Consider the following 23,586-nt stretch of genomic DNA (forward strand, 5'->3'; position numbering starts at 1 on the left):
GCTTACTCCCACTCAATTGTCGCAGGCGGTTTGCCAGAGATGTCATAAACAACCCGAGAAATACCATCAATTTCGTTGATGATGCGATTTGAAACATGACCTAACAGTTCATAGGGTAAATGTGCCCAACGAGCCGTCATAAAATCGATAGTCTCTACTGCACGTAAAGAAATAACCCAATCATATTTACGAGCATCACCCATCACCCCCACTGAACGCACTGGCAAAAATACAGCAAATGCCTGACTCACTTCATGGTAGAGATTAGCCTTACGCAACTCTTCGATAAAAATTGCGTCAGCACGACGCAGCAGCGAGCAGTATTCTTCCTTCACCTCTGCAAGTACTCGCACACCAAGACCTGGTCCAGGGAATGGATGACGGTAAAGCATGTCGTAGGGTAGCCCTAGTTCGAGACCAATCTTGCGTACTTCATCTTTGAATAACTCTTTGAGCGGCTCAACAAGACCCATTTCCATATCATCGGGAAGACCACCCACGTTATGGTGCGATTTAATAACGTGCGCTTTGCCCGTTTCAGCGCCAGCTGATTCAATCACATCTGGATAAATAGTGCCTTGCGCTAACCATTTGGCGTTACGCAGCTTTTTCGACTCTTCTTCAAAGACATCAACAAACACTTTACCGATAATTTTACGTTTAGCTTCTGGCTCTTTTTCACCCGCAAGTGCCGATAGGAACCGTTGTTGCGCTTGAACGTGAATAATGTTCAAGCCAAAATGATTACCAAACATTTCCATCACTTGCTCGCCTTCATTAAGACGAAGTAAGCCATTATCAACAAACACGCAAGTCAAACGATCACCGATAGCGCGCTGGATTAACATCGCTACCACCGATGAATCAACTCCGCCACTTAGACCAAGAATGACTTCATCGTCGCCAACTTTAGTTTTAATACGCTCGATTGCATCGTCAATAATTGACGATGAGGTCCAAAGGGCTTCGCACAGGCAAATGTCTTTGACAAAGTGCTCCAGCATGCGCAAACCTTGGCGGGTATGGGTCACTTCGGGGTGAAACTGAACACCATAAAAAGCTTTATCTTCATTAGCCATAGCCGCAAATTCACAGCTTGAGGTGCTGGCAATGGCGCGAAACCCATCAGGGATTGAAGCGACTTTATCACCGTGACTCATCCATACATCTATCAGCGCTTTACCACTTGGAGAGATTGCATCTTCTATGGCTTTAAATAGTTCTGAAGGCTGTTGAACTTCAATTTGTGCGTAACCGTACTCCGCTTGACCTGAGCCCTGGACAACCGAACCGCCCAATTGATGAGCCATGGTTTGCATGCCATAACACACGCCCAGTACTGGAACCCCAGCTTCAAAAACATAGTCTGGTGCCCGTGGGGAGTCTTCTGCGGTGACACTTTCTGGTCCACCAGCGAGAATGATGCCATTAGGTGAAAAGGCTTCTATCTTTTCAGCACTAACATCCCATCCCCATAATTCGCAATAAACGCCAATTTCGCGGATACGACGCGCAATAAGCTGTGTATATTGAGAACCGAAGTCTAAAATTAGAATGCGATGATCATGAATATTTTTAGTCATTAAAGAGATCCTAAATCGGTTCAACTGAGTTCATATAAACTTAGTTGAAATGCTGATGGTTGGCAGTAAAGGACTCTCGTCCTCTACTGCCAAAGTACTATACTGAACGGTAGTTCGGCGCTTCTTTAGTAATGGTGACATCATGAACATGACTCTCACCCATACCAGCACTAGTAACCTTTACAAATTCCGCTTTGGTATTGAGATCAAAGATAGTTGGGCAGCCGGTCAAGCCCATGCAAGAGCGCAACCCACCCATTTGTTGGTGGATAATTTCTTTAACAAATCCTTTATATGCAACGCGTCCTTCTATACCTTCAGGCACTAATTTATCTGCTGCATTATCCGTTTGGAAATATCGGTCTGAGCTGCCTTTAGACATCGCGCCAAGTGAGCCCATACCACGATACGACTTGTACGAGCGGCCTTGATAAAGTTCAATTTCGCCTGGTGCTTCATCGGTACCAGCAAACATCGAACCCATCATCACGCAAGACGCGCCCGCCGCTAGAGCTTTGGCAATATCTCCTGAATATCGAATGCCGCCATCTGCAATCACCGGAATACCAGTTCCAGCTAAGGCTTCAACTGCATCCGATACAGCAGTAATTTGGGGGACTCCCACGCCTGTTACAATTCGAGTAGTACAAATTGAACCGGGGCCAATCCCAACTTTAACAGCGCTAACACCAGCTTCAACCAGGGCCAATGCTCCAGCGCCAGTTGCGACGTTTCCACCCACGATCTGCAATTCGGGATAGGCTTGACGGGTTTCACGAATTCGATCTAACACACCTTGAGAATGGCCATGTGAAGAGTCAATGAGTAACACATCAACACCGGCCTCTACCAAGGCGGCTACACGCTCTTCGTTGCCACTTGAAGCACCAACTGCAGCACCAACACGTAATCGACCAAAGTCATCCTTACAGGCGTTAGGCTTACGTTCAGCCTTCTTGAAATCTTTTACAGTCATCATGCCATTTAGTTTAAAACCACTCGTGACGACCAGAATTTTTTCAATTCGGTTAGCATGCATAAGCGCTTCTACGACATCGCGAGAGGTGTCAACGGTGGTAACTAAACGTTCTTTGGGAGTCATTACGTCGGAAACTAACTTGCTGGTATCTGTTTCAAAACGTAAATCACGCCCAGTAACAATACCCACAAGATCATTATCTCCAGTGACTACTGGGAATCCAGAAAATCCATGCAGCGCTTTAAGCTCAAGTACTTCACGTAAGCTCAGATCAGGAGAGACAGTAACGGGGTCTAAAACAACGCCAGCTTCGAACTTCTTCACTTTACGAACTTCGTCAGCTTGTTTTTCGATGCTCATGTTCTTATGGATAAATCCTACGCCGCCCTCTTGTGCGAGAGCAATAGCAAAGCGCGCTTCGGTAACGGTATCCATGGCCGCAGAAACCAGCGGAATATTCATGGTTATTGTATTCGTTAACTTAGTGACTAAACTGGCAGTATTGGGTAGGACTTGCGAGTGGGCCGGAACCAATAAAACGTCATCAAAGGTCAGGGCATCTTTGGCAATTCTTAACATAGCAACATTCACCTAATAAGGAAGGATGGGGGGTAAAATATTGCGGTCGGAGTATAGGCTAAAACTAGCCAAGGTAAAATAAAAAATGTTACTTTTCGTATATTATTTTTTCTCAATGCTGAAAAAGAGACTCATTTGAATCCAAATACCGCTCAAGCAATTACGGTTAGTCAGCTCAATCATCAAGTCCGAAGTATTCTAGAAGGCTCACTTCAACGAGTATTTTTACAAGGTGAAATTTCCAATCTAACTCAAGCCTACTCTGGACATTGGTACTTTTCGCTAAAGGATTCTAAGTCTCAAGTACGCTGCGCAATGTTTCGCTCAGCCAACTCCAAAGTTAGTTTTCAACCGGTCAATGGCATGGAAATTTTACTACGTGGCCGAATTTCTGTTTACGAGCCTCGCGGTGAATATCAAATTTTGGTTGATGCAATGCAAAATGCTGGTGACGGCGCTTTACAGGCCGCCTTCGAAGCCTTAAAGCTTAAACTAGCTGCAGCGGGGTTATTTGCCACAAGTCAAAAACAAGCCCTACCGCAACAACCTCAGCGAATAGGTATCATCAGTTCGGCAAAAGGTGCGGCAATTCACGACATACTGTCCGTGTTAAAGCGCCGAGCTCCTCACCTTGAAGTGATTATCTACCCGTCATTGGTTCAAGGGACGGATGCGCCACTTCAACTTCAACAGATGTTGCAATTGGCTAATCAACGGCAAGAAGTCGACGTGTTATTGTTAACTCGTGGTGGAGGCAGTAGTGAAGATTTACATTGCTTTAACGATGAGAGTCTTGCTTACGCGATTTTCAATAGTACCATCCCTGTCATATCTGCTGTAGGCCATGAAGTCGATGTAAGCATTAGTGATTTCGTTGCAGATATGCGTGCCCCTACTCCTTCTGCCGCCGCAGAATTAGTCAGTCAGAATGCGATGGAAATTAGCCAGCGATTGAGCGCTTACCAACAAAATATCAAGCGCTTGTGGCAATGGCGAAACCAACAATTTGAGTCTCGCTTACATTCGCTACAACAGCGTTTAGCATTAGTCAGTCCGGCAAACCAGCTACAGCAGCAACAGCAACGTTTAGACAGCGCTCAAATGGCTTTGACCGCTGTCTTCAATACCAAGCAACAGTTTCGCCAGCATCGCCTTGAGCAAGCGTTCAGTGGCTTACGAGGTTTTAGAGCTGAACAAACAATCAGTTTGGCCCATGAGCGTTTATCCAGAGCCAGACTTGCGCTAGAAAAGGCGCAAGCCGGCGTTCAATCGAGTGCGCAGAATCGTTTAGCTCAAGTATGTCAGCAACTTGAACAGTTAAGTCCACTAGCGGTATTAAATCGTGGCTATAGCATGGTCCAAGCAGAGGATGGCAGTATTATCAGGGATTCTGATAGCCTATATGACGGACAGAAATTGAGATTGGACTTTGCCAAAGGACATGCAAGTGTTCAAGTTTTGGAGCGCTCAACCAAGTTGCATAACACAGACTCCGAATAAGACTGTGTCAGTTTATAACTTTGAGAATCGTTGGCTCAGAACTTAGTGCAGTGTCTTTGGCAGCAGTAGCCCCATTGCCTCAAACTTACAAAGATTGTGACAATAGCTTTTAAATAGTTCGTAAGGAGATTGCTGATGCTGGCGTCGAGCTCGGTTAATTCGTACTCCCCAGTCAAACTCCTGGGCAGCGGTTTGTGCTAAGCACTCGTCAGTTTCAAGCAATTTTTTAAGCAGATATTTCACCTCTAAGACAGCCTGAGCATCAATCAAACTGTTGCAGCCATCAGCGAAGCTGCGTTGGGTCAACCAAACATTGCTGCACTGCTCCATCAATTGCGATTGCAACTCACTACTTTGTAGTTCGCTCAAATCTGCAATGCTAATAGCCTCGGCCAAAAGGCGATACTGCCATACTTGCTGAAAGTTCGCATAATCGTCAGCACTTAAGTCAAAAAACAACATACTGTAAGAACTATTTTGTTCTAAACACAATACACAATCTTGCCCTTCAAAATCAAAGCGATGAATTTGCCACTGCCAATGCCCAAATAAAGTAGCCGAGTTTATAGCAATGCTCGGTAACAAAGACTGTAGCTTGTCTGCAATTTGTAGTTCAATCATAGCTTGCCAATTTTCCGTCATAAACGTTTCTATTCCGGTAACTGCAAAGCAAATGCCAAGTTTTTAGAACCCGCTTAAAACTATCCCTAAAACTGCAAAACCTATTACCAATGACCAAACAGGAACTTTGAAGCGAACTAACACCAGCAAACCAATCAAGACCCAAAGTAAATCAGAAACACCATGGACTGCCGATACGAAAATCGGCTGGTATAAAGCGGCAAGTAAAATCCCTACCACAGATGCGTTAATACCAGCGATTGCTCCAGTCCAACGAGGACGGTTAGCAATGTTTTGCCAACTCGGTAGAAGAGCATACATTAACAACAAACCAGGGGTGAAAATTGCTAGCGTTGCGACACTGGCACCAAGCACCAGTTGTTGTGGCAATATAAGGGCTCCTAAGTAGGATGCTAAAGCAAACATGGGCCCTGGAAGCGCTTGTGCAGCACCATAAGCGGTGAGAAATTGATCTGGGCTTAAGGAATCAGCGGCCATCGTTTGAAGCAAAGGCAATACGACATGCCCTCCCCCAAAGACTAAACTACCCGCCACAAAAAAATCGTTCCATAGAGTAAGGATTGGATTCAAGTTATTAAAGAAAAATGCGCAAACAAATAGAACCACAAATAACACCAGCGACAGGCGATGACTTACACTTATATGTCCTTGAACAGGCTCATTATTTTTATTAACCCCAAGAAAGATCGCTCCCCCTACGGCCGCTACAATCAGCACCCACACTTGCGTCCAAAAACTGGGCACTACGATGAGTACTAATGCACTCAAGATGGCAACAATGATGGTTGTCGTTTGCCGGCAAAAGCTTTGAAACATTTTTTGGCAAGCATCAGCCACGATAACGACTGCCAGTAGCTTTAAGCCTGAAATAATGCCGTCGACCCAGGAATGTCCTATATATGCGGCACTAAATGAAGCCAACGACGCCATGATTAAAAACGATGGAAAGGTAAAGCCCATAAAGGCTGCTAAGCCTCCGACTAACCCTGCTCGCTGATAACCGATAGCAAAACCCACTTGGCTGGAGCCCGGCCCTGGTAAGAATTGACTCAAAGCAACCATTGACGCGTATTGCCGTTGATCGACCCAAGCTAATCGTTGTACAAAAACTTGCTGAAAATAACCTAAGTGCGCTGCCGGCCCACCAAAACTAGTCCACCCTAACAAGAAAAATTGTTTAAATACTTGCCACACGTCTGAGTATCCTCGAAACAAATTGTGCTTAGTTTGTGTCACTAGCATGACAGTTTTATGACTGCAGAATCAAACTCAGCCAGCGACGCTCAAGGCTTAGCATGACAGCTGATTTTGAAAGACTGGCAATCGATGAGGTAGACTTAAATTTTTCCGTCTATTTTCACCTGGTCTAAATAGCTCATTGCTTCCGTTTGCGGCAGAGGTTTTCCAAAAACATAGCCTTGCAGTAGGTCAAACCCTCTTTCCCCTAACCACTGTGCGTACTCCATTTCCTCTATACCTTCCACCAAAACCTTGGCTTCAATAATCTCAACTAAACTCTTGGCGTTCAGCAGGATCTCTTCCGAACGTGGATTGTGCATCGCATCCATGCAAAACTCGCGGTCAAACTTTACTTTGTCGCAGGGTAAGTGGCTTAAATAGCTTAAACTGGTAAAGCCCTTACCAAAGTCGTCCAATGCAACATGTATTCCCTGATGTCGAATGACCTTAAGCGCCTTCGAGACACGCTCAAAATCATTAACAGCACACGATTCTGTGAGTTCAATTTCTAAGGTATTGGTTTTACAAGTGCGGCTCTGATAAATATCGATTAAGTTTTTAGCAAAATTATCGTCTTCAAACTGTTTAGGGCTAACATTTAACGCGAAGCTTAAATCCAAGTATCCCAACGATTCAAACCTGCACATTATTTCTAAGGTTTTGCGAATAACCCAGTAGCCTAGATCTAAGACATATCGACTGTTCTCGATTACATCCAAAAATTGCCCTGGTGCGAGCAAGCCTTTTGTAGGGTGATTCCATCGAAGCAACAACTCAAAGCCAAGTACTTTTTGCTGCTGACAGGACACTTGAGGCTGTAAAAATAACTCAAGTTCGTCATTATCCATCGCCGCTTGAAACTGTGTTTCAACTGAAAACAACAGCTCTTGTGCCTCTTCTAAGGCGGGTTCAAAAAACTCAATTCGGTTGCGACCTTTTGCCTTGGCACTTTGTAGCGCTAAATCAGCGTGTTTCAATATGGTAGTTAGCTCAAAATTGGCTTGTTTAGCCCGTGCAATACCAACACTTACATGGACACTTATCGCAAGTAAGCCTGCGTTCATTTCAACCGCAATAAGGTGTTTTAGTTCATTAATGGCCTGGAAAACTCTCAAGTCGGTCTCATAGGGAACGATCAATTGAAATTCGTCGCTACCAATACGAAACAATCGGACCTTTTTGGGTAAGTTGTTTTTCATCCGTTCAACAATCTGAATCAACAATTGATCGCCAAAAGCATGCCCAAAACCATCGTTATAAGCTTTAAAGTTATCAATATCTATGTACACCAAGAAGAAGGGCTCTGAGCTGTCACGAAATGAGCTAAGGTGCTCGGACAAGATATCGCTAAAAGCGTAGCGATTCCCAAGGCCTGTTAATGAATCGGTTCTCGCTTGGCGCACCAACTTTTTGTGAGTCGCTAATATTTGGCTTCGCATTGAACTCACTTCATCAACCAACGCTAATGACGCAGAGTCAAGACTATCAAACTCGTCTCGGAAACTACGTCTAATTTTATTGGCTTGGTATCTACGATTCTCCAATATTTGAGGTAATTGCTGAACATGCTGCAAAAGAAGTTTTAGCGGTCCAGCCGTCAAAAAGTAACCGCAGAAAATGCTTAGTAGCAACGCCGCAAAGCCGATAATGAAAGCTCTAAGGACTAAAAACCCGAACTGAGAATCATACTTGTCCCATTGTTTTACAAAAACAAATTCAACACTCGACTTACTTGTTAGCGGCTTCTCCACGCTATGTGAAACGTAACTATGTTGACCACGTTTAATAACTTCAAATTTTTGACTAGAACCTGCCGTTAACTGACTTGCGTCATTAATCTCCAGCCAAGGAAAGCTTTGTTCATCACCAAACTTTCCAATAGAGCGGGTTGCTGATTCTTGTTCATGAATGAAAATTTCAATGGCTACGTTTAACTGCCGACTAATCATAATCAATTGGTCTTGTAGCCCGACTTTTAGAGAAATCGCTGCCAAGCGGCCATCTTTTAAATCGATAGGCACCCCTACCCACATGGTACATAACGCGTCGCAGTCTAAAACATAGCTTGGTTCTAAGTTCAACTTAAGCTTTGTTAACAATACATCAGGCACATGACTGCTATTAGGTGTCACGCAGAAATTGCGTTGTGGGTCCCCACCAAGGTTGTCAATACAGATGTTCTCAAGTGGGATCAGCCATTGGGCTGCGGGATAGTTTTGTTCAAGTTCCGAACTTATCTGTTCAAAATGTCTATCTTCGCGTAATTGGTAATCAAATTGTACGGCCAGACTAATGGAGTGAAACAAACTTGATAAATGTAAATCTAAGCTTTGATCAACGGTACTCTGAATTTGCTCAACCAATTGCTCGCGTTGAGCTCGGTAGGAATCAACAAGCAGGTAAATCATGCCAGACAAACCAAGAAGCATAGCAATAGCCACACCCAGAGCAAACTGATGTCGAAGACTAATAAAACGCTTCGTTTTATCTTGCATCGCTACCCCTAACTAAAAGCGGAAACTAAGTTGCACAGCGGCCATTTGCCAGTACATTTTTGGATTTCCATCAGGTCCGTATAAGTCTCTAATCGGTGGGATCATCGAAACACCTTTGAACCAATGATATTCAGCTTTAAGTTGCCACTGAGAGTGAAAATTCCAAGTCGTCCCGATAGCGATATCTTGTAATCGTTTATACTTGTCCGGAATGTAATCTGGGATAAACTGACTATGATCGTAGCGAGCCCATAGCTCGACTGTTGGTCTTAAGTAATAGATTGCATTAACGTAGCCTGACCACATATCAACACTACCGGTAAAGACTGCGAGATCCGGTTTACCATAGGTACCTCCGTCTCGAAACGACAATTCAGAGCTAATCTCAAAACGTTGTTGCGAATACTGCAATGAAGCAAGGTACTGCCTGACATCGAATACATAATCATAACCGGGAAGCGCTTGCTCTAAGGTCATTGCGTACTCTCGGGCTTGAAAGGCCATAAACCATGTGGAGTTAGGTCTATAACTGACAAAGGCGGACAAATTAACTTCGCTCTCAAAAGTACCTTCTTGTTGACTCCCTAGAAATCGCTTTGACATGTTTGGATCATAGGGTTCTTTACCATAAGTTAGATTTATATTCAGTTCCTTCTCAAACCCAAAGTTACGGTAAAAATCTAGACTTAGTCCGTCGCTTCTCAAGCTTTGCTCGCGCAGAATATGAGGGTAGATGGATTGCGGTAAAATAATACTTGGCTTGGTAAATGGTACATCTCGGGTGGTACCGTATAGCCCGTTTTTAAGCTTTATACGACCCAATTTAGCATGCAGATCCCAATTTTGGTTACTCCAAAGGTTAGCATTCAAACTTAAATGATCGACTACAAGCCCATTTTCAAACCAGTCGCCAGTGTCTCTAGCACTTAATAAGCCACTAACCGATAAACGCGGACTTAAAGCCCAGCGCCCATGTAAGCCTGCTTCATAAATGGGCCCAGAATCCCCGCTTTCGAACCCATAGAAATTATTATCACTCGGCGCAATATAACCAGCGGACAAAAAACCTCCCCAAGTAGGCGCTTGAACATCAGCCCACGAGCTTGAAGCACTTAACAACGCAATTAAACTAAGGAAGAATCTGAATCGAGTAGACATTGTCATCACTGATTTCCTTATTTGAATAGGCAATTGCGTCGGCATTATGGGTAATCGTATGGATTAACTGCTGGTCGGTGCGTACTTGTTTGGGAGCCGTAGCGACTCCAGTATAAACTAAGCGGTCCCAATGTTTTCGCAATTGGTAAGGGAATATATCAAGTACAGCTTTAGAAAATTTAACGTGGACAGCATTTGAATCAGGGAAACAGACAAGCTGCACCGGATGCCCGTCTGGCCACGTTAATTGGCGTAAAGAGAACAATCGATTAGCTATACCTATGTCTATCTTCTCTTGGGAGCGGGCACGATTAAGAACGACATAGATTGACTGCGACGCCAGAGCTAAGTCGGCTAATTCAGCATTTGTTTGATCGGTGTTACTAAAAGCAACGCTACATAAACTCAAAAATAGAACGATCATTACAACAAGCTGGTTCACTCTCAAATTGACCACCAATGTCTCGTCCACCAGTCCTTATCAACGTATGCTATTGTTTTACAAATGACAAGCGTTGTATGTTATAAAAATGTTGTTACTCTATAAAACTTTAGTCAAAGCCTAGACGATAATCAAACTTATATTATTCAAATAGTTAGAAAACGGGAAAATGTCGTTTCGTTCCCATCGATTAAACCTATCAATTTAACTTAAAACATCAATTACCTCTTTGAGACTGACGGTGCTAGGATAACGGCCTATACCCGCCCAATGGCGATTTAGTTTGAAAGGACAGACGATGGATATACCGAATAATAGCTGTATCGTTATTTTTGGGGCTTCAGGCGATTTAACACATCGAAAACTCATTCCCGCTCTTTACCACCTGTTTGCAAATCAAGGCTTACCTGAGAGCTTTGCAATTTTGGGGGTCAGTAGAACCCATTTCACTGACCAAGAATTTCGCGATAAGTTACTTGGCATTTTACGTGAAACAGAAACCGTTGATGAAAACACCCTCAGTGCATTCGCAAACCACCTGTATTATCAGGGTTTGAACACCTCAGATGTAGAACAATATGCGCAGCTCAAAGCGCGACTAGATTTACTTCAGGACCATCATCAGACCGAAGGCAATACTCTTTTCTATTTAGCCACACCTCCAAGTTTATATGGCGTGATTCCCGAATGCTTAGCCGCCCATGGACTCAATACCGAAGAAAATGGTTGGAAGCGTTTAGTGGTTGAGAAACCATTTGGCTATGACTTGGCCTCTGCCGAAGCCCTTGATGCCAAAATTCATCAGCACTTTAATGAACAACAAATTTATCGAATCGACCATTATCTTGGCAAAGAAACCGTTCAAAACTTATTGGTGTTTCGCTTTGCTAACGGCATGTTCGAACCGCTTTGGAACCGCAACTTTATTGACTACATTGAAATTACCGCAGCTGAGTCTCTTGGGGTTGAGGAACGTGGCGGTTATTACGACGGCGCGGGAGCCGTTAGGGATATGCTGCAAAACCATTTACTACAAGTTTTAGCCATGGTTTCGATGGAGCCACCCTCGGCTATTAATGCAAACTCGATGCGTGATGAAGTGTATAAGGTGCTACGTAGCCTCAAGCCTTTAAGCGAACATGATTTAAAACGAAACCTAGTTTTAGGACAGTATACGGAATCACAAGTTCGAGGGCAGAACCTTCCGGCTTATCGCGCGGAACATGGCGTTGCCGACGATTCTCGCGTGGAAACCTATGTGGGTCTGAAAATGGAAGTTAACAATTGGCGTTGGAATGGCGTACCTTTTTATGTCAGAACCGGTAAACGACTACCAACCCGAGTCACTGAAGTCGTCATTCATTTCAAGAAAACGCCACACCCGGTTTTTGGTGCCGATGCTCCCGAGAACAAGTTAGTGATCCGAATTCAGCCCGACGAAGGTATTTTGATGAGTTTCGGCCTGAAAAAACCCGGAGCAGGATTCACAGCCGAGCAAGTATCAATGGACTTTCACTACAAGGAACTAAGTGAAACAACCATGCTGAGCGCGTACGAGCGACTACTACTTGACGCGATGAATGGTGATGCTACCTTATTTGCCCGAAGCGACGCAGTGCACGCATGCTGGGACTTCGTACAACCAATCCTAGACTTTAAAGAGCGGCCACAGTCCCTTTATGGCTACGCCGCTGGAACTTGGGGTCCAATTGAAGCAGAGCAAATGCTAGCCAGAAGTGAACGCCAATGGCGCTATCCATGTAAAAATTTAACCGACACAGAGTACTGCGAACTATGAGCCTAAATTATCAACGCTTTGACACCGCTATGCTTCTAATCGAGCAATTAACAAAAGAACTGATTGCTTACAGTAAGTTACAACGCCCGGTGCATATATCCTTATCTGGCGGGTCGACACCTAAGCGGTGGTTTACCCATTTAGCACAAGACAGTGTGGCGCAGAGCATCGACTGGAACAATCTCCACTTTTGGTGGGGGGACGAGCGTATGGTTGATCCTACTGATGAGCAGAGCAATTTTGGTGATGTAAACCAAATACTTTTTCAACACGTACCGCTACCATCGTCCAACATTCATCGTATTCAAGGTGAAAACGAGCCGGAATTTGAAGCTAAGCGTTTTAAAGACGAAATGCTTTCACACATCCCGCTACGCGATGGCATGCCGGTATTTGACTGGATTATTTTGGGTATGGGGGAAGATGGCCATACCGCCTCGCTATTTCCATATCAGGGCACAATGGACGCACCAGGCATAACACTGGTTGCAAAACATCCTGAATCTGGACAAATACGAGTGACTAAAACCGCTGCTTTGCTTGAGCAAGCGCAGCGCATTACTTATCTAGTCATTGGTAAATCCAAAGCTGGAATCCTCAAAGAAATTCAATCACAAGCTGCTGATAGCTTGCCCTATCCAGCAGCGAAAGTTAAATCACTTCGGGGTGAAACCCAGTGGTATTTAGATAAAGACGCAGCCATAGAGCTGGTATAAGGACAATATAATGAAAGCAGACATAGGCGTTATTGGTTTAGCGGTGATGGGGCAGAACCTCATTTTGAACATGAATGATCATGGTTTCAAAGTGGTTGCCCACAACCGTACTGCAGCAAAAGTAGACGAGTTTCTGCAAGGTCCCGCTAAAGATACCCAAATCCAAGGCGCATACAGTTTAGAAGAATTGGTAGCAAAACTTGAGTCCCCTCGTAAAGTGATGTTGATGGTACGAGCAGGTGACGTTGTTGATGCTTTTATTGACAAATTAGTACCCTTGTTGGACGCAGGCGATATTATCATTGATGGTGGTAACACCAACTATCCCGACACCAACCGCCGTGTGGCTAAACTAAAAGAACATCAGATCCGCTTTATTGGTACTGGCGTATCAGGTGGCGAAGAAGGTGCGCGTTTCGGACCATCAATTATGCCCGGTGGCGATCCCGAAGCATGGCCATTTGTTAAACCAATATTCCAAGGCATTTCAGCCAAGACTGAACAGGGCGAACCATGCTGCGATTGGGTTGGCAATGATGGTGCAGGCCATTTCGTCAAAATGGTCCACAATGGTATTGAATATGGTGACATGCAGCTTATCAGCGAGGCCTATCATTTCATGAAAGATGGTCTCGGCCTGAACTACACTCAAATGCAAGCTACTTTCGCCAAATGGAATGAAACCGAACTCGACAGCTATCTGGTTGAAATCACCGCAGACATTCTCGCTTATGCCGATGAAGATGGCTTACCGTTACTTGAAAAAATAGTGGATAGCGCCGGCCAAAAAGGCACAGGTAAGTGGACCGGGATTAACGCCCTCGATGTTGGGATCCCACTAACCTTAATCACTGAATCTGTATTTGCGCGTTGCCTGTCTTCACTAAAATCTGAGCGAGAAGCAGCTGAAACCTTGTTTAACAAGCAAATTGGAGCCGTTGAAGGAGACCAAGAGCAATGGTTGGAAGCGCTGCGTCAAGCTTTGTTAGCGTCCAAGATCATTTCGTATGCGCAAGGCTTTATGCTAATGCGCGCTGCCTCAGATGAAAATAAATGGGATCTCAATTACGGTAATGTGGCACTAATGTGGCGCGGCGGCTGTATTATACGTAGTGCATTCCTGAGTAACATTCGCGACGCTTACGAAAACACACCTGAGCTTGCCTTTTTGGCATCAGACCCATACTTCAAAGACATTATTGAGCAATGCTTACCAGCGTGGCGTAAAGTTGCAGCTAAATCACTTGAGATTGGTCTGCCAATGCCATGTATGACATCTGCACTGACATTCTTGGATGGCTATACGACGGCGCGTTTACCGGCCAATATGATCCAAGCTCAGCGCGATTATTTTGGCGCACATACCTATGAGCGAACCGATAAACCAGCTGGTGAGTACTTTCATACCAATTGGACTGGGACTGGTGGCGATACTGCATCGACAACCTACGATGTCTAAACGCTAGGCACCATTTTCAATCAAAAAAGGGCTCAAAGAGCCCTTTTTAATAGATTTGATTCCCTTATTGATAGATCCTGTCTGCCCATAAAGTTAAGCCATGAGTGACACTGCCAAAATTGTCCCCTGCACTAAACCGGCAGTTGTAGCGTTGACTTAAAAACTCTTTGACTAAAGGACTGCTCGCGCTACCTCCAGTAAGAAATATCTCATCCGGTAGTCCACCAGCCTGGGTTATCACATCATCGGCGAGCTTGGCGATTTGAGACAATAATTTAGTGGCACATTGTTGCCACTGTAATTGTTCGACGTCAATGTTGAGATTTGGGCGTAAATAACTTAAATCAACGCTACTACTCGCTTGTTTGCTTAGCTCTATTTTTGCTTGTTCCGCACTAGCACTAAGCCGATAACTGAGGCGCTGCTCTTGCAGGGCAATTAATCCTTCTATCGCATTTAGATTATCGTCTTTACAAAGCTCGATCAGTTGCCGCTTGGTATCCGACTCATAAAAACGCGCTTGGGCAGGAAAACTATTGATCGATGCAGCGTCAGTAAAAGGCTGCTTAGGGACTGGTAAACCATTACTTTGGGTTAGGTTTGATCCCAAATGTGGCATGAGTGCAAATTGATTCAAGGCAATATCGAAATCGTTTCCACCAATACGTTCACCGCTATAACCGCAAACCAAGTCTTGATGTTCAAATTTGTTCAAATAACCAGGCCCCATCAGCAACATGGATACGTCGCTCGTTCCGCCACCAATATCAATTACCATCACTTTTGACTCTTGGCTTAACTGTTCTTGATATGCCAAACCCGCTGCCATGGGTTCGTACAAAAACTCAACCTGCTCAATACCGACAAATTTAGCTGCATTCCGAAGAATATCTAAGGCTTGACGATTGCTTTGTTCGCTATCCAAACCTTGAAAGTTTACCGGGCGACCAATCACAATTTTTTGTAAGCGCTTGAGTCCATGTTGCTCAACTTGTTGTATAAGATGCAGGATCATGGCAGCAGCAATATCTTCAAATTGCTGCTGCTGCGCCACACTTAAACCGGTGGCCCCCAAGAACGACTTGGGAGAGCGGACGTAATAACAATCACTGGGATCAATAAGATATTCTTTAAGGGCTTGTTGACCAAACTCTAGGTTTTCAGGGTAACCATCGAGTTTAAGTTCATTATAGGCTCGAAGACTCGCCGATAACTGAGATTGGCGAGCATTTTGATAGTGATGCTGGCGACCTTGTGACTCGAGATTGCGAAACAACCACGCACTGATCATTTGACTTTGCGGTGCAAACACTGTGGAAGGCATGTATTGCCCATGTTCAGGTAAGGTAATAATGCTAGCTTTACCAGCTTGCATATGACCCAATGCACAATTTGAAGTACCAAAGTCTAAGCCAGCAATCATCGCAGTCATTATTTTAAAAGCCTTTAAAAATGGGTCGCGAAGATTACCGTTATTACTTCCTAGTCACAAGTCTAATCCGGTACTTAATCAGCTGTTTAGCACAGCTTTTTTTGCTACGGCTCTTGTAGATACTCAAAATAGTCAAAATCGGCATGCAAATTTTGTCCGGTTAAATCGCAGGCAAACAATCCCACAAAACTTCCGGTAAAGCGAAATACATCGTTACCCGCTTCATCTGACAACGCAGTACTATTAAGTCGAGGTCCGATTGCCACCCAGTAATTGGAGTCCAGACTATAGCTAAACTGGTACCATTGCTGTTTTAAGTCGACCTTTAAGTGAATTCGTTCGCAACTCGGTAGTAAAACAAGCTCATGTTCATCATATTTCCCACCGATAAATTGACAAATTTGCAGGGCTGTTTCACCTTCATCGGAGAGCGTTTGTTTTAAAAAGTAATGGTCTTTACGCGAGTAATAAACCACCAAGCCTGCCATTTGCATAAAATGAGTTGGTTTAAACTCAATTGCGGTTTGAGCACTCGCATTAAAAGATTGCCAACGCCGAGCTATCAAGCTTTGTTGGTAGCGGGAGTACAGGTATTGGCGACCTTTCAAACGTAGATATCCAGGTCGTTCAGTTAAACTTAGCCATGACGGATTGACAGCTTCACGCAAACTGGCAAAATTTATATCTAACTGCGGCTGATCGAAATCATCTCGATTTGGTCGAGCTGGCCAAATATGTGTGGGTAAGTCCGGCCCTTTTACCTGCTCAAATGGAACCGTTCCACCGCCTTTGAGCCAAGGCCAGTCATCTCGCCATTCAATAGCCTGAATCGCGCTCTCTCGGCCAAGAATACTTCGTCCATTGCCGTATTTTGGCCCGTATAAACCCTGCTCAGGATCTCTAATTTGACGACTGCAAAGATGGGTCATGTACCACTGTCCACCTTGCGTTTTCACAAAAAAACCGTGGCCGGCACGTTGTAAAGGAGCGTCTTCTTGAAAACGGGAGCTGAGTATCGGATTTTGAGGATGAAGCTCGTAAGGTCCCCAAATAGAATGAGAACGACAAACCGTTACCGCGTGATCAAGACTAGTTCCCCCTTCCGCGGTGACCAAGTAATAAAAATTGTCCTTTTTCAGTATTTGTGGACCTTCCGTACAGCCCAGTTTAGTACCCGTAAAAATTGTCTTAACGGGGCCACATAACTTACCCGTGCTTACGTCAAATTCTTGTAGGACTATGCCGCCAAACTTGTTTTTACCTTGTCGACCATCCCACAACATATTGAGCATATATTTTTTACCATCATCGTCATGAAATAATGACGGGTCAAAGCCGTAGTTTCCAATAGACACAGGCAGAGACCAAGGTCCGGAAATCGAAGGTGCAGACACAACAAAGCAAGGTGTAGCCATCCAACTGCCACCTCGGCAGCTATGCACATTAGAAAAGCACAACCAAAATTGTCCATCCGAATAACTTAAAGCAGGGGCGTAAACGCCTTCTGAGTTATCCATTCCCAACATATTTAGGTGTTGTTGATCGACCAAGGCATGCGTACAAAGTTTCCAATGCACCAGATCACGAGATTGGTGAATTTGTACCCCTGGAAACCATTCAAAGGTTGACGTCGCGATATAGTAATCGTCGCCAACGCGAACAATCGAAGGATCTGGATTAAATCCTGGAATAATTGGATTCTCAATCGTGTTCATAAATACACCAACCGACAATGAAAACATTATAATATTGTCGTTCTTATATAATAAATGTATAAATATAACCTATAAACATAATTATATTGCTTTCGAGGCTAAGCCTTAAACTTGAATCAACTCAATTTTGAAAACATTAGTCTCACTCCAGGACAAAATTTTGGACTACGCTTCTACCAATTAGAGCCATCTGCAGCACTAGCGGCTAAAAATCACTTCCATAGTATGTTTGAGCTGATGCTTTTCGAGCGATTCGACGGCATTGTTGAGATTGAGGGAGAAGTGTTCTCTCTTGAATCGAACAGCTTGCTTTATGTACCATCACTTATGGCGCACCAATTGACTAGCATAGCTAGCCCGCAACGTTTTTTTCTGTTTCAATACCACCGCAGTTTTTACCAAAGTGCCAGCATTACATCGCCACAACAACCTTTGAACATTCCTTTTGTCAGCAAATTAGGCCCTTCAGAGTTCGGCCGGGTTCGCGACCTTTTGAATTGGAGTCATGACCTTCAGAAGGATGAAGACTTGATGTTAAAAAATAGCTTATTGGGATCATTGCTAACATTTGTCCGACTCAAGCAAGAGCATTTGCAACAAGACTTCAAGCAAGCATCAAAGCAACTACAAAATATCGCGATACTGCGGCCGCTGCTTCAAAAATGGGAAGCAGGAAAGTCTTTAGGCATTAGTTTAGATCAAGCAGCTGGCATCTGTCAGATGTCCCGCTCGCACTTTTCTCGGAACTTCAAACAACAACTTGGGCAAAATTTTAGTCACTACCTACTTAAACAAAAACTAAGCCATGCTATCCATCTTTTGCTACAAACCGGCGATAGCATTAGTGAAATAGCGTATCGTTGCGAATTTACTGATACGGCTTATTTCTGTGCCAAATTCAAGCAAGGTATAGGGCAAAGCCCTGGACAATTCAGGCGAACAATGACCTCCGGCAAACAGTTCATAAGCCACCACGACTATAAAAACTAAATAGCTTTAAGAAAATAAGCGATGTCATGTCACAAACTCTTTTAAGGCTTGCTATAAAAGATTGAAGTGCTTCACGCTTCGAACAGATTTAATTGACGACAAAAATCGTAACGTTAAAATGTCTCGTATTAATAAAAATATTGCTACCCCACCTGTTGATTTAGGAAATTTGATGTCACTTCAATCCATGCAACACGCTCTTTCCAATGAACTCGAACACAATATTTTAAGCTATTGGCTAAAGCACCTTGACCACGAAGGTGGTGGCTTTCATAGCTATGCCGACCACAATGGCACTATTCAAGCTGATTTCAATAAAGGCGTGTTGCTGCATTCTCGGATTTTATGGACCTTCTCTGCTGCCTATCGCACTTTTCCCAAACCAGAATATTTGCAAGCTGCCAAACAGGCATTTGATTTTCTAGCGGGTGCAGCGTGGGACGCAGAATTTGGCGGCGTATACTGGATGTTAGACAGTCAATGCAATGTTATTGACAGCCAAAAGCATGTCTACAATCAAGGTTTCGCTATCTATGCTTTTAGCGAATACTACCTGGCCAGTAATGACCCCAAAGCACTCGTCTTATCTGAACAATTATTTGATTTAATTGAACAGCACGCTGCAGACCAAGAGTTTGGTGGGTATTTAGAAGCATTTGACTGTCAATGGGAGCCTATCGCCAACAGTTTAGTTTGCGATACTCAAGAGGATGTTTTGGCAGAAAAGTCGATGAATACGCATTTACACATTCTCGAAGCGTACGCCAACTTACAACGGGCTAAACCTCAAGTTAAAGTCGAATCTAGGCTGATACATCTGCTCGAACTCTTTGAAGAGCACATTATTGATGATAAATGCCATTACGGACTATTTTTTCAACGCGATTGGCAATGTGTGTCCCAGGATGTTTCTTACGGTCATGATATCGAAGGCACATGGTTACTTGATGATGCTGCTCTACAAGTTAATCAACCAACACTGCGTAAACGTATTCAAGACTCGAGCTTAGAAATGGCCTACGCCACCTTAAATGAAGGACGAGACTTTGATGGCGCTGTTTTTAACGAACTGCACCAACAGCGTTATTTAGATTGTGACCGAATTTGGTGGGTTCAAGCTGAAGCAATGCTAGGATTTTATAACGCTTTTGAAAAATCTTTAGATCCGAAGATGCTAGAAGCCAGTCAACATTGTTGGGATATCATACAGACTCAACTAATTGACCACACGCATGGCGAATGGCATATGCAAACCAATCGCTTTGGTAAGCCCTATACAGATTTGCCTAAAGTTGAGCCATGGAAATGCCCTTACCATAATGGTAGAGCATGTTTGGAGATGTATTTGCGTCTTGAAAAATTGCAAAACTAAAGCGGATTAAAGACTGTATCCATTTAGAATCAAAGTTGGCTCATTATATTTTAGACAAAAAAAAGCCTCCGCTAAGAGCTGAGGCATAGAAACATATTCTAAAAAGCACTATTCCAATTACATAAGTTCAGACCGTCGAATTTACCGAAAGTTCAAATTAATTTGAAATTACTAACAGAAAAAAGAACAGGGTAAATCTGAGACAAAAAAAAGCCTCCGCTAAGAGCAGAGGCATAGAAACATATTCTAAAAAAGCACTATTCCAATTACATAAGTTCAGACCGTCGAATTTACTGAAAGTTCAAATTAATTTGAAATTACCAACAAAACATTCAAATTGGTAAATTTGTGACAAAAAAAAGCCCCTGCTAAGAGCAGAGGCATAGAAACATATTCTAAAAAAGCACTATTCCAATTACATAAGTTCTGACCGACGAAATAGGCAAAAGTTCAAAATAATTTGAAAAAAGTGAAAAAAGTCGCCTATGCACTGCTACATAAATCGAAGACAAAAAAAAGCCTCTGCAAAAGCAGAGGCATAGAAACAATTCTAAATTCTAAAAAAACACTATTCCAATTACTAATTAAGACCCTTCTAATCTCAAATAGTTCAAACTAAAATCATTTTTCTTGAAAAAATTGTTATTTATTTTTATATCAGTATGTTACGCCATTATTTAGCGCTTACTCACAGTGGTACTGGGAGAATCCTCGGGACATATAGTTCGTCAAGGCGCTGGGATGATCATCACTACAAGTATGCACCCAAACCCGCTTGCAATCGTTCAAAGACCACGCCTTTGAGATAGCCTCACTAAGCAAGTACCCGCCCAAACCTCGTCCGATAAAGGGCTCGCTCAGGCCAAAATAACGAATTTCAACTTGCTTTTGATGTTGAAGCTGAAGTTCAAAATACCCAGCAACCGCCCCGTCCATATAGGCAACCCATGTAAATAGATCGTTATCAACGTAGTTTTGCCATTGTTTTTCACTCCAGCTTAGCTTATCAGTCCACTGCCAAGCACTGCCCACCAACTCATATAAAAATCGATTGAATTGCCATTGTTTGTGCTTCATTTCAACTATCAGCAATCCATAAGATTCTGTTTTAGCTTTCAATTCACTTTCATTGAGCATCTCAAGGTAGTAGATACAAGATTCTTTCATTGAACTGATCCCTAAATTCATTCGATTTGCCAGATGCACTATTCGATTTGTAGATTCAATAGTAAGCATCATATATCTTCAAAACTAAGCCTCAAGCGGATTTAGGTATCTTTAGCAAATATTGCTTGCCCAAGGACCTAGCCTAGGTACATTATTGCACTAACAGAATCCCCCCATTTAGCCTTTAGGAGTATTTATGGATCAGCAAAATGCCCGCCGCGTTTCTCAGGTTTTAGAGCTAGTCGCTATGAGTCGTCGCCGTAACAAACTTAAGCGAGAGATGGTCGACTTAGATAAGAAAATCCGCGATAACCGTAAGCGCGTAGACTTACTCGATAATTTAAGCGATTACATTCAAGCAGGTATGTCGGTCGAAGAAATTCGGACTATCATCGAGAACATGAAAAATGACTATGATGACCGCGTGGATGAGTACACCATCAAAAACGCAGAACTTTCTCAAGAACGCCGTGATTTAGCCCTAAAAATAAAATCAGCTAAAGCAGAGTAAGCGTTTTTTTTGCGCGGCTTTGGTCGCGCAATCCAAAATGAAGGCTTACACCGAGCTCCCAACTTTGGTTGCTTTATAGCCACATCTTGCAATACACTTACTTTTTAATCGGATACGGATTTCCAATTTGCTGTTTTGCGATAGTACTCTTCATCTATTTGGCGTCAATAATTCCACATATATTGGTTGTGAGTTGAGACGATGAAGCTTCCCATACGTGTAATTCTCACTATCACCATGACTTTGATAGCCCTCATTCCAATTTCGGTGTTTTCATTTTGGACAACAAACACTGCTTTAGAGCGAGAGTTTGAAGCGGTCGAAGAAAAACACCTCCTACTCGCAAAAAACCTAACTTTAGCCCTCAATCGTTATGCAATGGATCTTAAATCGGCATTTGTAGCAGGTACTCAAGCAGTTGAGCTAACACGCTTAGGCAGCGAGTATCGTTTATTAATGCAGCAACTCAACTTACATAGCTTAATACGCGTCTCCGACGAGGGGCAAGTTTTACAATCAGTGTTTGGGGATCAAGCGTATTTTGACGACCCTGTTCAGAGACAAGCCATCGTAAAAATGGTGCAAACCAACCCAGCACCATTATTCACACCGGTCTTAAAATTCGGAGATGTGGAACCTAATCTCTATATTGCCAAGGAGTCTATTGAAGGCGACTACTGGATTGCCGCTATCAGTCTGGCCTATATTTATTCGATGCAACGCAGTATTGCGTTTGGAGAAAAAGGTCATGCAGCCATCGTTGACCAACGCGGTCGCGTATTAGCTCACCCAAATAAGCAATGGCAACGAGAAGCCAAAGATATCTCCAGTATTAGTATTGTGCAAAAACAAATTGCTGGCCAAACTGGAGTTGAACAGTTTTATTCCCCCGCAATGAAATCAGACATGATTGCAGGTTACTCTTCAGTTCCTCAAACGGGTTGGGGCGTGATGATCCCGCAACCCGTGTCTGAGCTTTATGAGAATATTCGCCATGTACAAGACGCAACAATAATCATCGCTATAATCACTAGTATCTGTGCGATAGGCTTGAGTTGGATCTTGTCTGGTATATTCTCGCAACCGGTACGTCGACTCACCGTCTATGCGCAACAAATCTCCCAACAAACACAAGCCATACCAATTGACTTTCCACGCGCTCTATATAGCAATGAAATTGGCGCCTTATCAAACGCCATGCAACAAATGTCGTTAGAGATTTCTCAGCATCGCGAAGTTCTTGAACAAAAAGTTCAAGAGAGGACAGCTGAACTCAATAAAATCAAAGATCATAGTCTGCACTTGGCCCAGCATGACTTGCTCACATCTTTGCCTAATCGTTTAGCTATTCATCAGTTGATCGAACAACAATACCAATCTAATTCAGCATTTGCCTTGCTGTTCTTAGACCTAGATGGCTTTAAGCCTCTCAACGATGAGTACGGCCATCAGTTCGGTGATAAAGTATTACAAGCGGTAGCGTCGCGCTTAAGCTCGATTAATAAAGGGGATGATAAGATTAGTCGATATGGTGGGGACGAATTTTTGATTTTGCTCAACCAAGTAGACAATGCAGAAGCAGCCCAAACTATTGTCGAGCGATTTATTAGCAGCGTACGCCAGCCATACTCAATAGAGTCTCGCACAATATATCTCAGCGCTAGTATTGGTTTTGCTTTGTCTTCACAGGCCCAAGGCGTGGACGAAATAATCCACTTAGCAGACAAGGCGATGTATAACGCTAAAGCCAGCGGGAAAGACCAATTCTACGCTTACGCGACTAGCTAGGTAATACTAGCTTTGATACGT

18 protein-coding genes are annotated in these 23,586 nt (G+C 43.5%); 8 read left to right on the forward strand and 10 right to left on the reverse strand.

The window, feature by feature from the left end; translation table 11 throughout:
* Nucleotides 1-2 precede the first annotated feature (2 nt).
* Nucleotides 3-1,583, reverse strand: coding sequence for a glutamine-hydrolyzing GMP synthase (gene guaA / locus DBZ36_RS14290; RefSeq protein WP_120355640.1), 1,581 nt, complete (start codon nucleotides 1,581-1,583; stop codon nucleotides 3-5).
* Between the two features lie 97 nt (nucleotides 1,584-1,680).
* Entirely contained in the window at nucleotides 1,681-3,141 is a 1,461-nt protein-coding gene (guaB, locus tag DBZ36_RS14295; protein ID WP_120355641.1) for an IMP dehydrogenase, read from the reverse strand.
* A gap of 135 nt (nucleotides 3,142-3,276) precedes the next feature.
* On the opposite strand from guaB, the gene xseA reads away from it, so the two are divergent.
* Nucleotides 3,277-4,641 (forward strand): exodeoxyribonuclease VII large subunit, encoded by a 1,365-nt coding sequence (xseA, locus tag DBZ36_RS14300; RefSeq protein WP_158589111.1) that lies wholly within the window; start codon nucleotides 3,277-3,279, stop codon nucleotides 4,639-4,641.
* A gap of 42 nt (nucleotides 4,642-4,683) precedes the next feature.
* Here the strand turns inward: xseA and DBZ36_RS14305 are convergent, their stop codons facing one another.
* The 5 genes from DBZ36_RS14305 to DBZ36_RS14325 all read right to left on the reverse strand — a co-directional run bounded on the left by DBZ36_RS14305 (nucleotide 4,684) and on the right by DBZ36_RS14325 (nucleotide 10,617).
* Nucleotides 4,684-5,283, reverse strand: a complete 600-nt coding sequence (locus tag DBZ36_RS14305; RefSeq protein WP_120355643.1) for a DUF6933 domain-containing protein — start codon at nucleotides 5,281-5,283, stop codon at nucleotides 4,684-4,686.
* A 42-nt stretch (nucleotides 5,284-5,325) separates the two neighbouring features.
* Entirely contained in the window at nucleotides 5,326-6,477 is a 1,152-nt protein-coding gene (gene chrA / locus DBZ36_RS14310; protein WP_120355644.1) for a chromate efflux transporter, read from the reverse strand.
* 143 nt (nucleotides 6,478-6,620) lie between these two features.
* Nucleotides 6,621-9,017, reverse strand: a complete 2,397-nt coding sequence (locus tag DBZ36_RS14315) for a putative bifunctional diguanylate cyclase/phosphodiesterase (protein ID WP_120355645.1) — start codon at nucleotides 9,015-9,017, stop codon at nucleotides 6,621-6,623.
* A 12-nt stretch (nucleotides 9,018-9,029) separates the two neighbouring features.
* Entirely contained in the window at nucleotides 9,030-10,181 is a 1,152-nt protein-coding gene (locus DBZ36_RS14320; RefSeq protein ID WP_120355646.1) for a hypothetical protein, read from the reverse strand.
* Complete coding sequence (locus DBZ36_RS14325; RefSeq protein ID WP_120355647.1) at nucleotides 10,147-10,617, reverse strand: hypothetical protein; 471 nt, start codon at nucleotides 10,615-10,617, stop codon at nucleotides 10,147-10,149. Before DBZ36_RS14325 ends, DBZ36_RS14320 begins: the two co-directional genes overlap by 35 nt.
* Nucleotides 10,618-10,915: 298 nt before the next feature.
* Between DBZ36_RS14325 and zwf the strand changes: the two genes are divergently transcribed.
* The 3 genes from zwf to gnd are packed head-to-tail and all read left to right on the forward strand — an operon-like array spanning nucleotide 10,916 to nucleotide 14,590.
* Complete coding sequence (gene zwf, locus DBZ36_RS14330) at nucleotides 10,916-12,415, forward strand: glucose-6-phosphate dehydrogenase (RefSeq protein ID WP_120355648.1); 1,500 nt, start codon at nucleotides 10,916-10,918, stop codon at nucleotides 12,413-12,415.
* Nucleotides 12,412-13,131 carry a 6-phosphogluconolactonase gene (pgl, locus tag DBZ36_RS14335; protein ID WP_120355649.1) on the forward strand — a complete coding sequence of 240 codons (720 nt, stop codon included), beginning with the start codon at nucleotides 12,412-12,414 and terminating at the stop codon, nucleotides 13,129-13,131. Before zwf ends, pgl begins: the two co-directional genes overlap by 4 nt.
* A gap of 10 nt (nucleotides 13,132-13,141) precedes the next feature.
* Nucleotides 13,142-14,590, forward strand: a complete 1,449-nt coding sequence (gene gnd / locus DBZ36_RS14340) for a decarboxylating NADP(+)-dependent phosphogluconate dehydrogenase (RefSeq protein ID WP_120355650.1) — start codon at nucleotides 13,142-13,144, stop codon at nucleotides 14,588-14,590.
* A gap of 64 nt (nucleotides 14,591-14,654) precedes the next feature.
* Here the strand turns inward: gnd and yegD are convergent, their stop codons facing one another.
* Nucleotides 14,655-16,022 (reverse strand): molecular chaperone, encoded by a 1,368-nt coding sequence (gene yegD / locus DBZ36_RS14345; RefSeq protein ID WP_120355651.1) that lies wholly within the window; start codon nucleotides 16,020-16,022, stop codon nucleotides 14,655-14,657.
* A 104-nt stretch (nucleotides 16,023-16,126) separates the two neighbouring features.
* On the reverse strand, nucleotides 16,127-17,737 hold the full coding sequence (locus DBZ36_RS14350) for a glycoside hydrolase family 43 protein (RefSeq protein ID WP_120355652.1): 1,611 nt from the start codon (nucleotides 17,735-17,737) through the stop codon (nucleotides 16,127-16,129).
* Nucleotides 17,738-17,848: 111 nt separating this feature from the next.
* Here DBZ36_RS14350 and DBZ36_RS14355 point away from each other — a divergent pair, with 111 nt between their 5' ends.
* Entirely contained in the window at nucleotides 17,849-18,727 is an 879-nt protein-coding gene (locus tag DBZ36_RS14355; RefSeq protein WP_120355653.1) for a helix-turn-helix transcriptional regulator, read from the forward strand.
* Between the two features lie 172 nt (nucleotides 18,728-18,899).
* On the forward strand, nucleotides 18,900-20,099 hold the full coding sequence (locus DBZ36_RS14360) for an AGE family epimerase/isomerase (protein ID WP_120355654.1): 1,200 nt from the start codon (nucleotides 18,900-18,902) through the stop codon (nucleotides 20,097-20,099).
* 684 nt (nucleotides 20,100-20,783) lie between these two features.
* On the opposite strand, the gene DBZ36_RS14365 is transcribed toward DBZ36_RS14360, so the two are convergent.
* A complete protein-coding gene (locus tag DBZ36_RS14365; RefSeq protein ID WP_120355655.1) occupies nucleotides 20,784-21,266 on the reverse strand; it encodes a GNAT family N-acetyltransferase in 483 nt (160 codons plus the stop codon).
* Nucleotides 21,267-21,462: 196 nt separating this feature from the next.
* Between DBZ36_RS14365 and DBZ36_RS14370 the strand changes: the two genes are divergently transcribed.
* Together DBZ36_RS14370 and DBZ36_RS14375 are read left to right on the forward strand one after the other, a co-directional pair.
* Nucleotides 21,463-21,777: a DUF496 family protein gene (locus DBZ36_RS14370; protein WP_120355656.1), complete on the forward strand. Its 315-nt coding sequence runs from the start codon at nucleotides 21,463-21,465 to the stop codon at nucleotides 21,775-21,777.
* A 201-nt stretch (nucleotides 21,778-21,978) separates the two neighbouring features.
* Nucleotides 21,979-23,565, forward strand: a complete 1,587-nt coding sequence (locus DBZ36_RS14375) for a sensor domain-containing diguanylate cyclase (protein ID WP_120355657.1) — start codon at nucleotides 21,979-21,981, stop codon at nucleotides 23,563-23,565.
* The last annotated feature ends 21 nt before the right edge of the window (nucleotides 23,566-23,586 follow it).

Origin of the sequence: Alginatibacterium sediminis, assembly GCF_003610775.1 — a bacterium.
GTDB classification, from domain to species: Bacteria; Pseudomonadota; Gammaproteobacteria; order Enterobacterales; family Celerinatantimonadaceae; genus Alginatibacterium; species Alginatibacterium sediminis.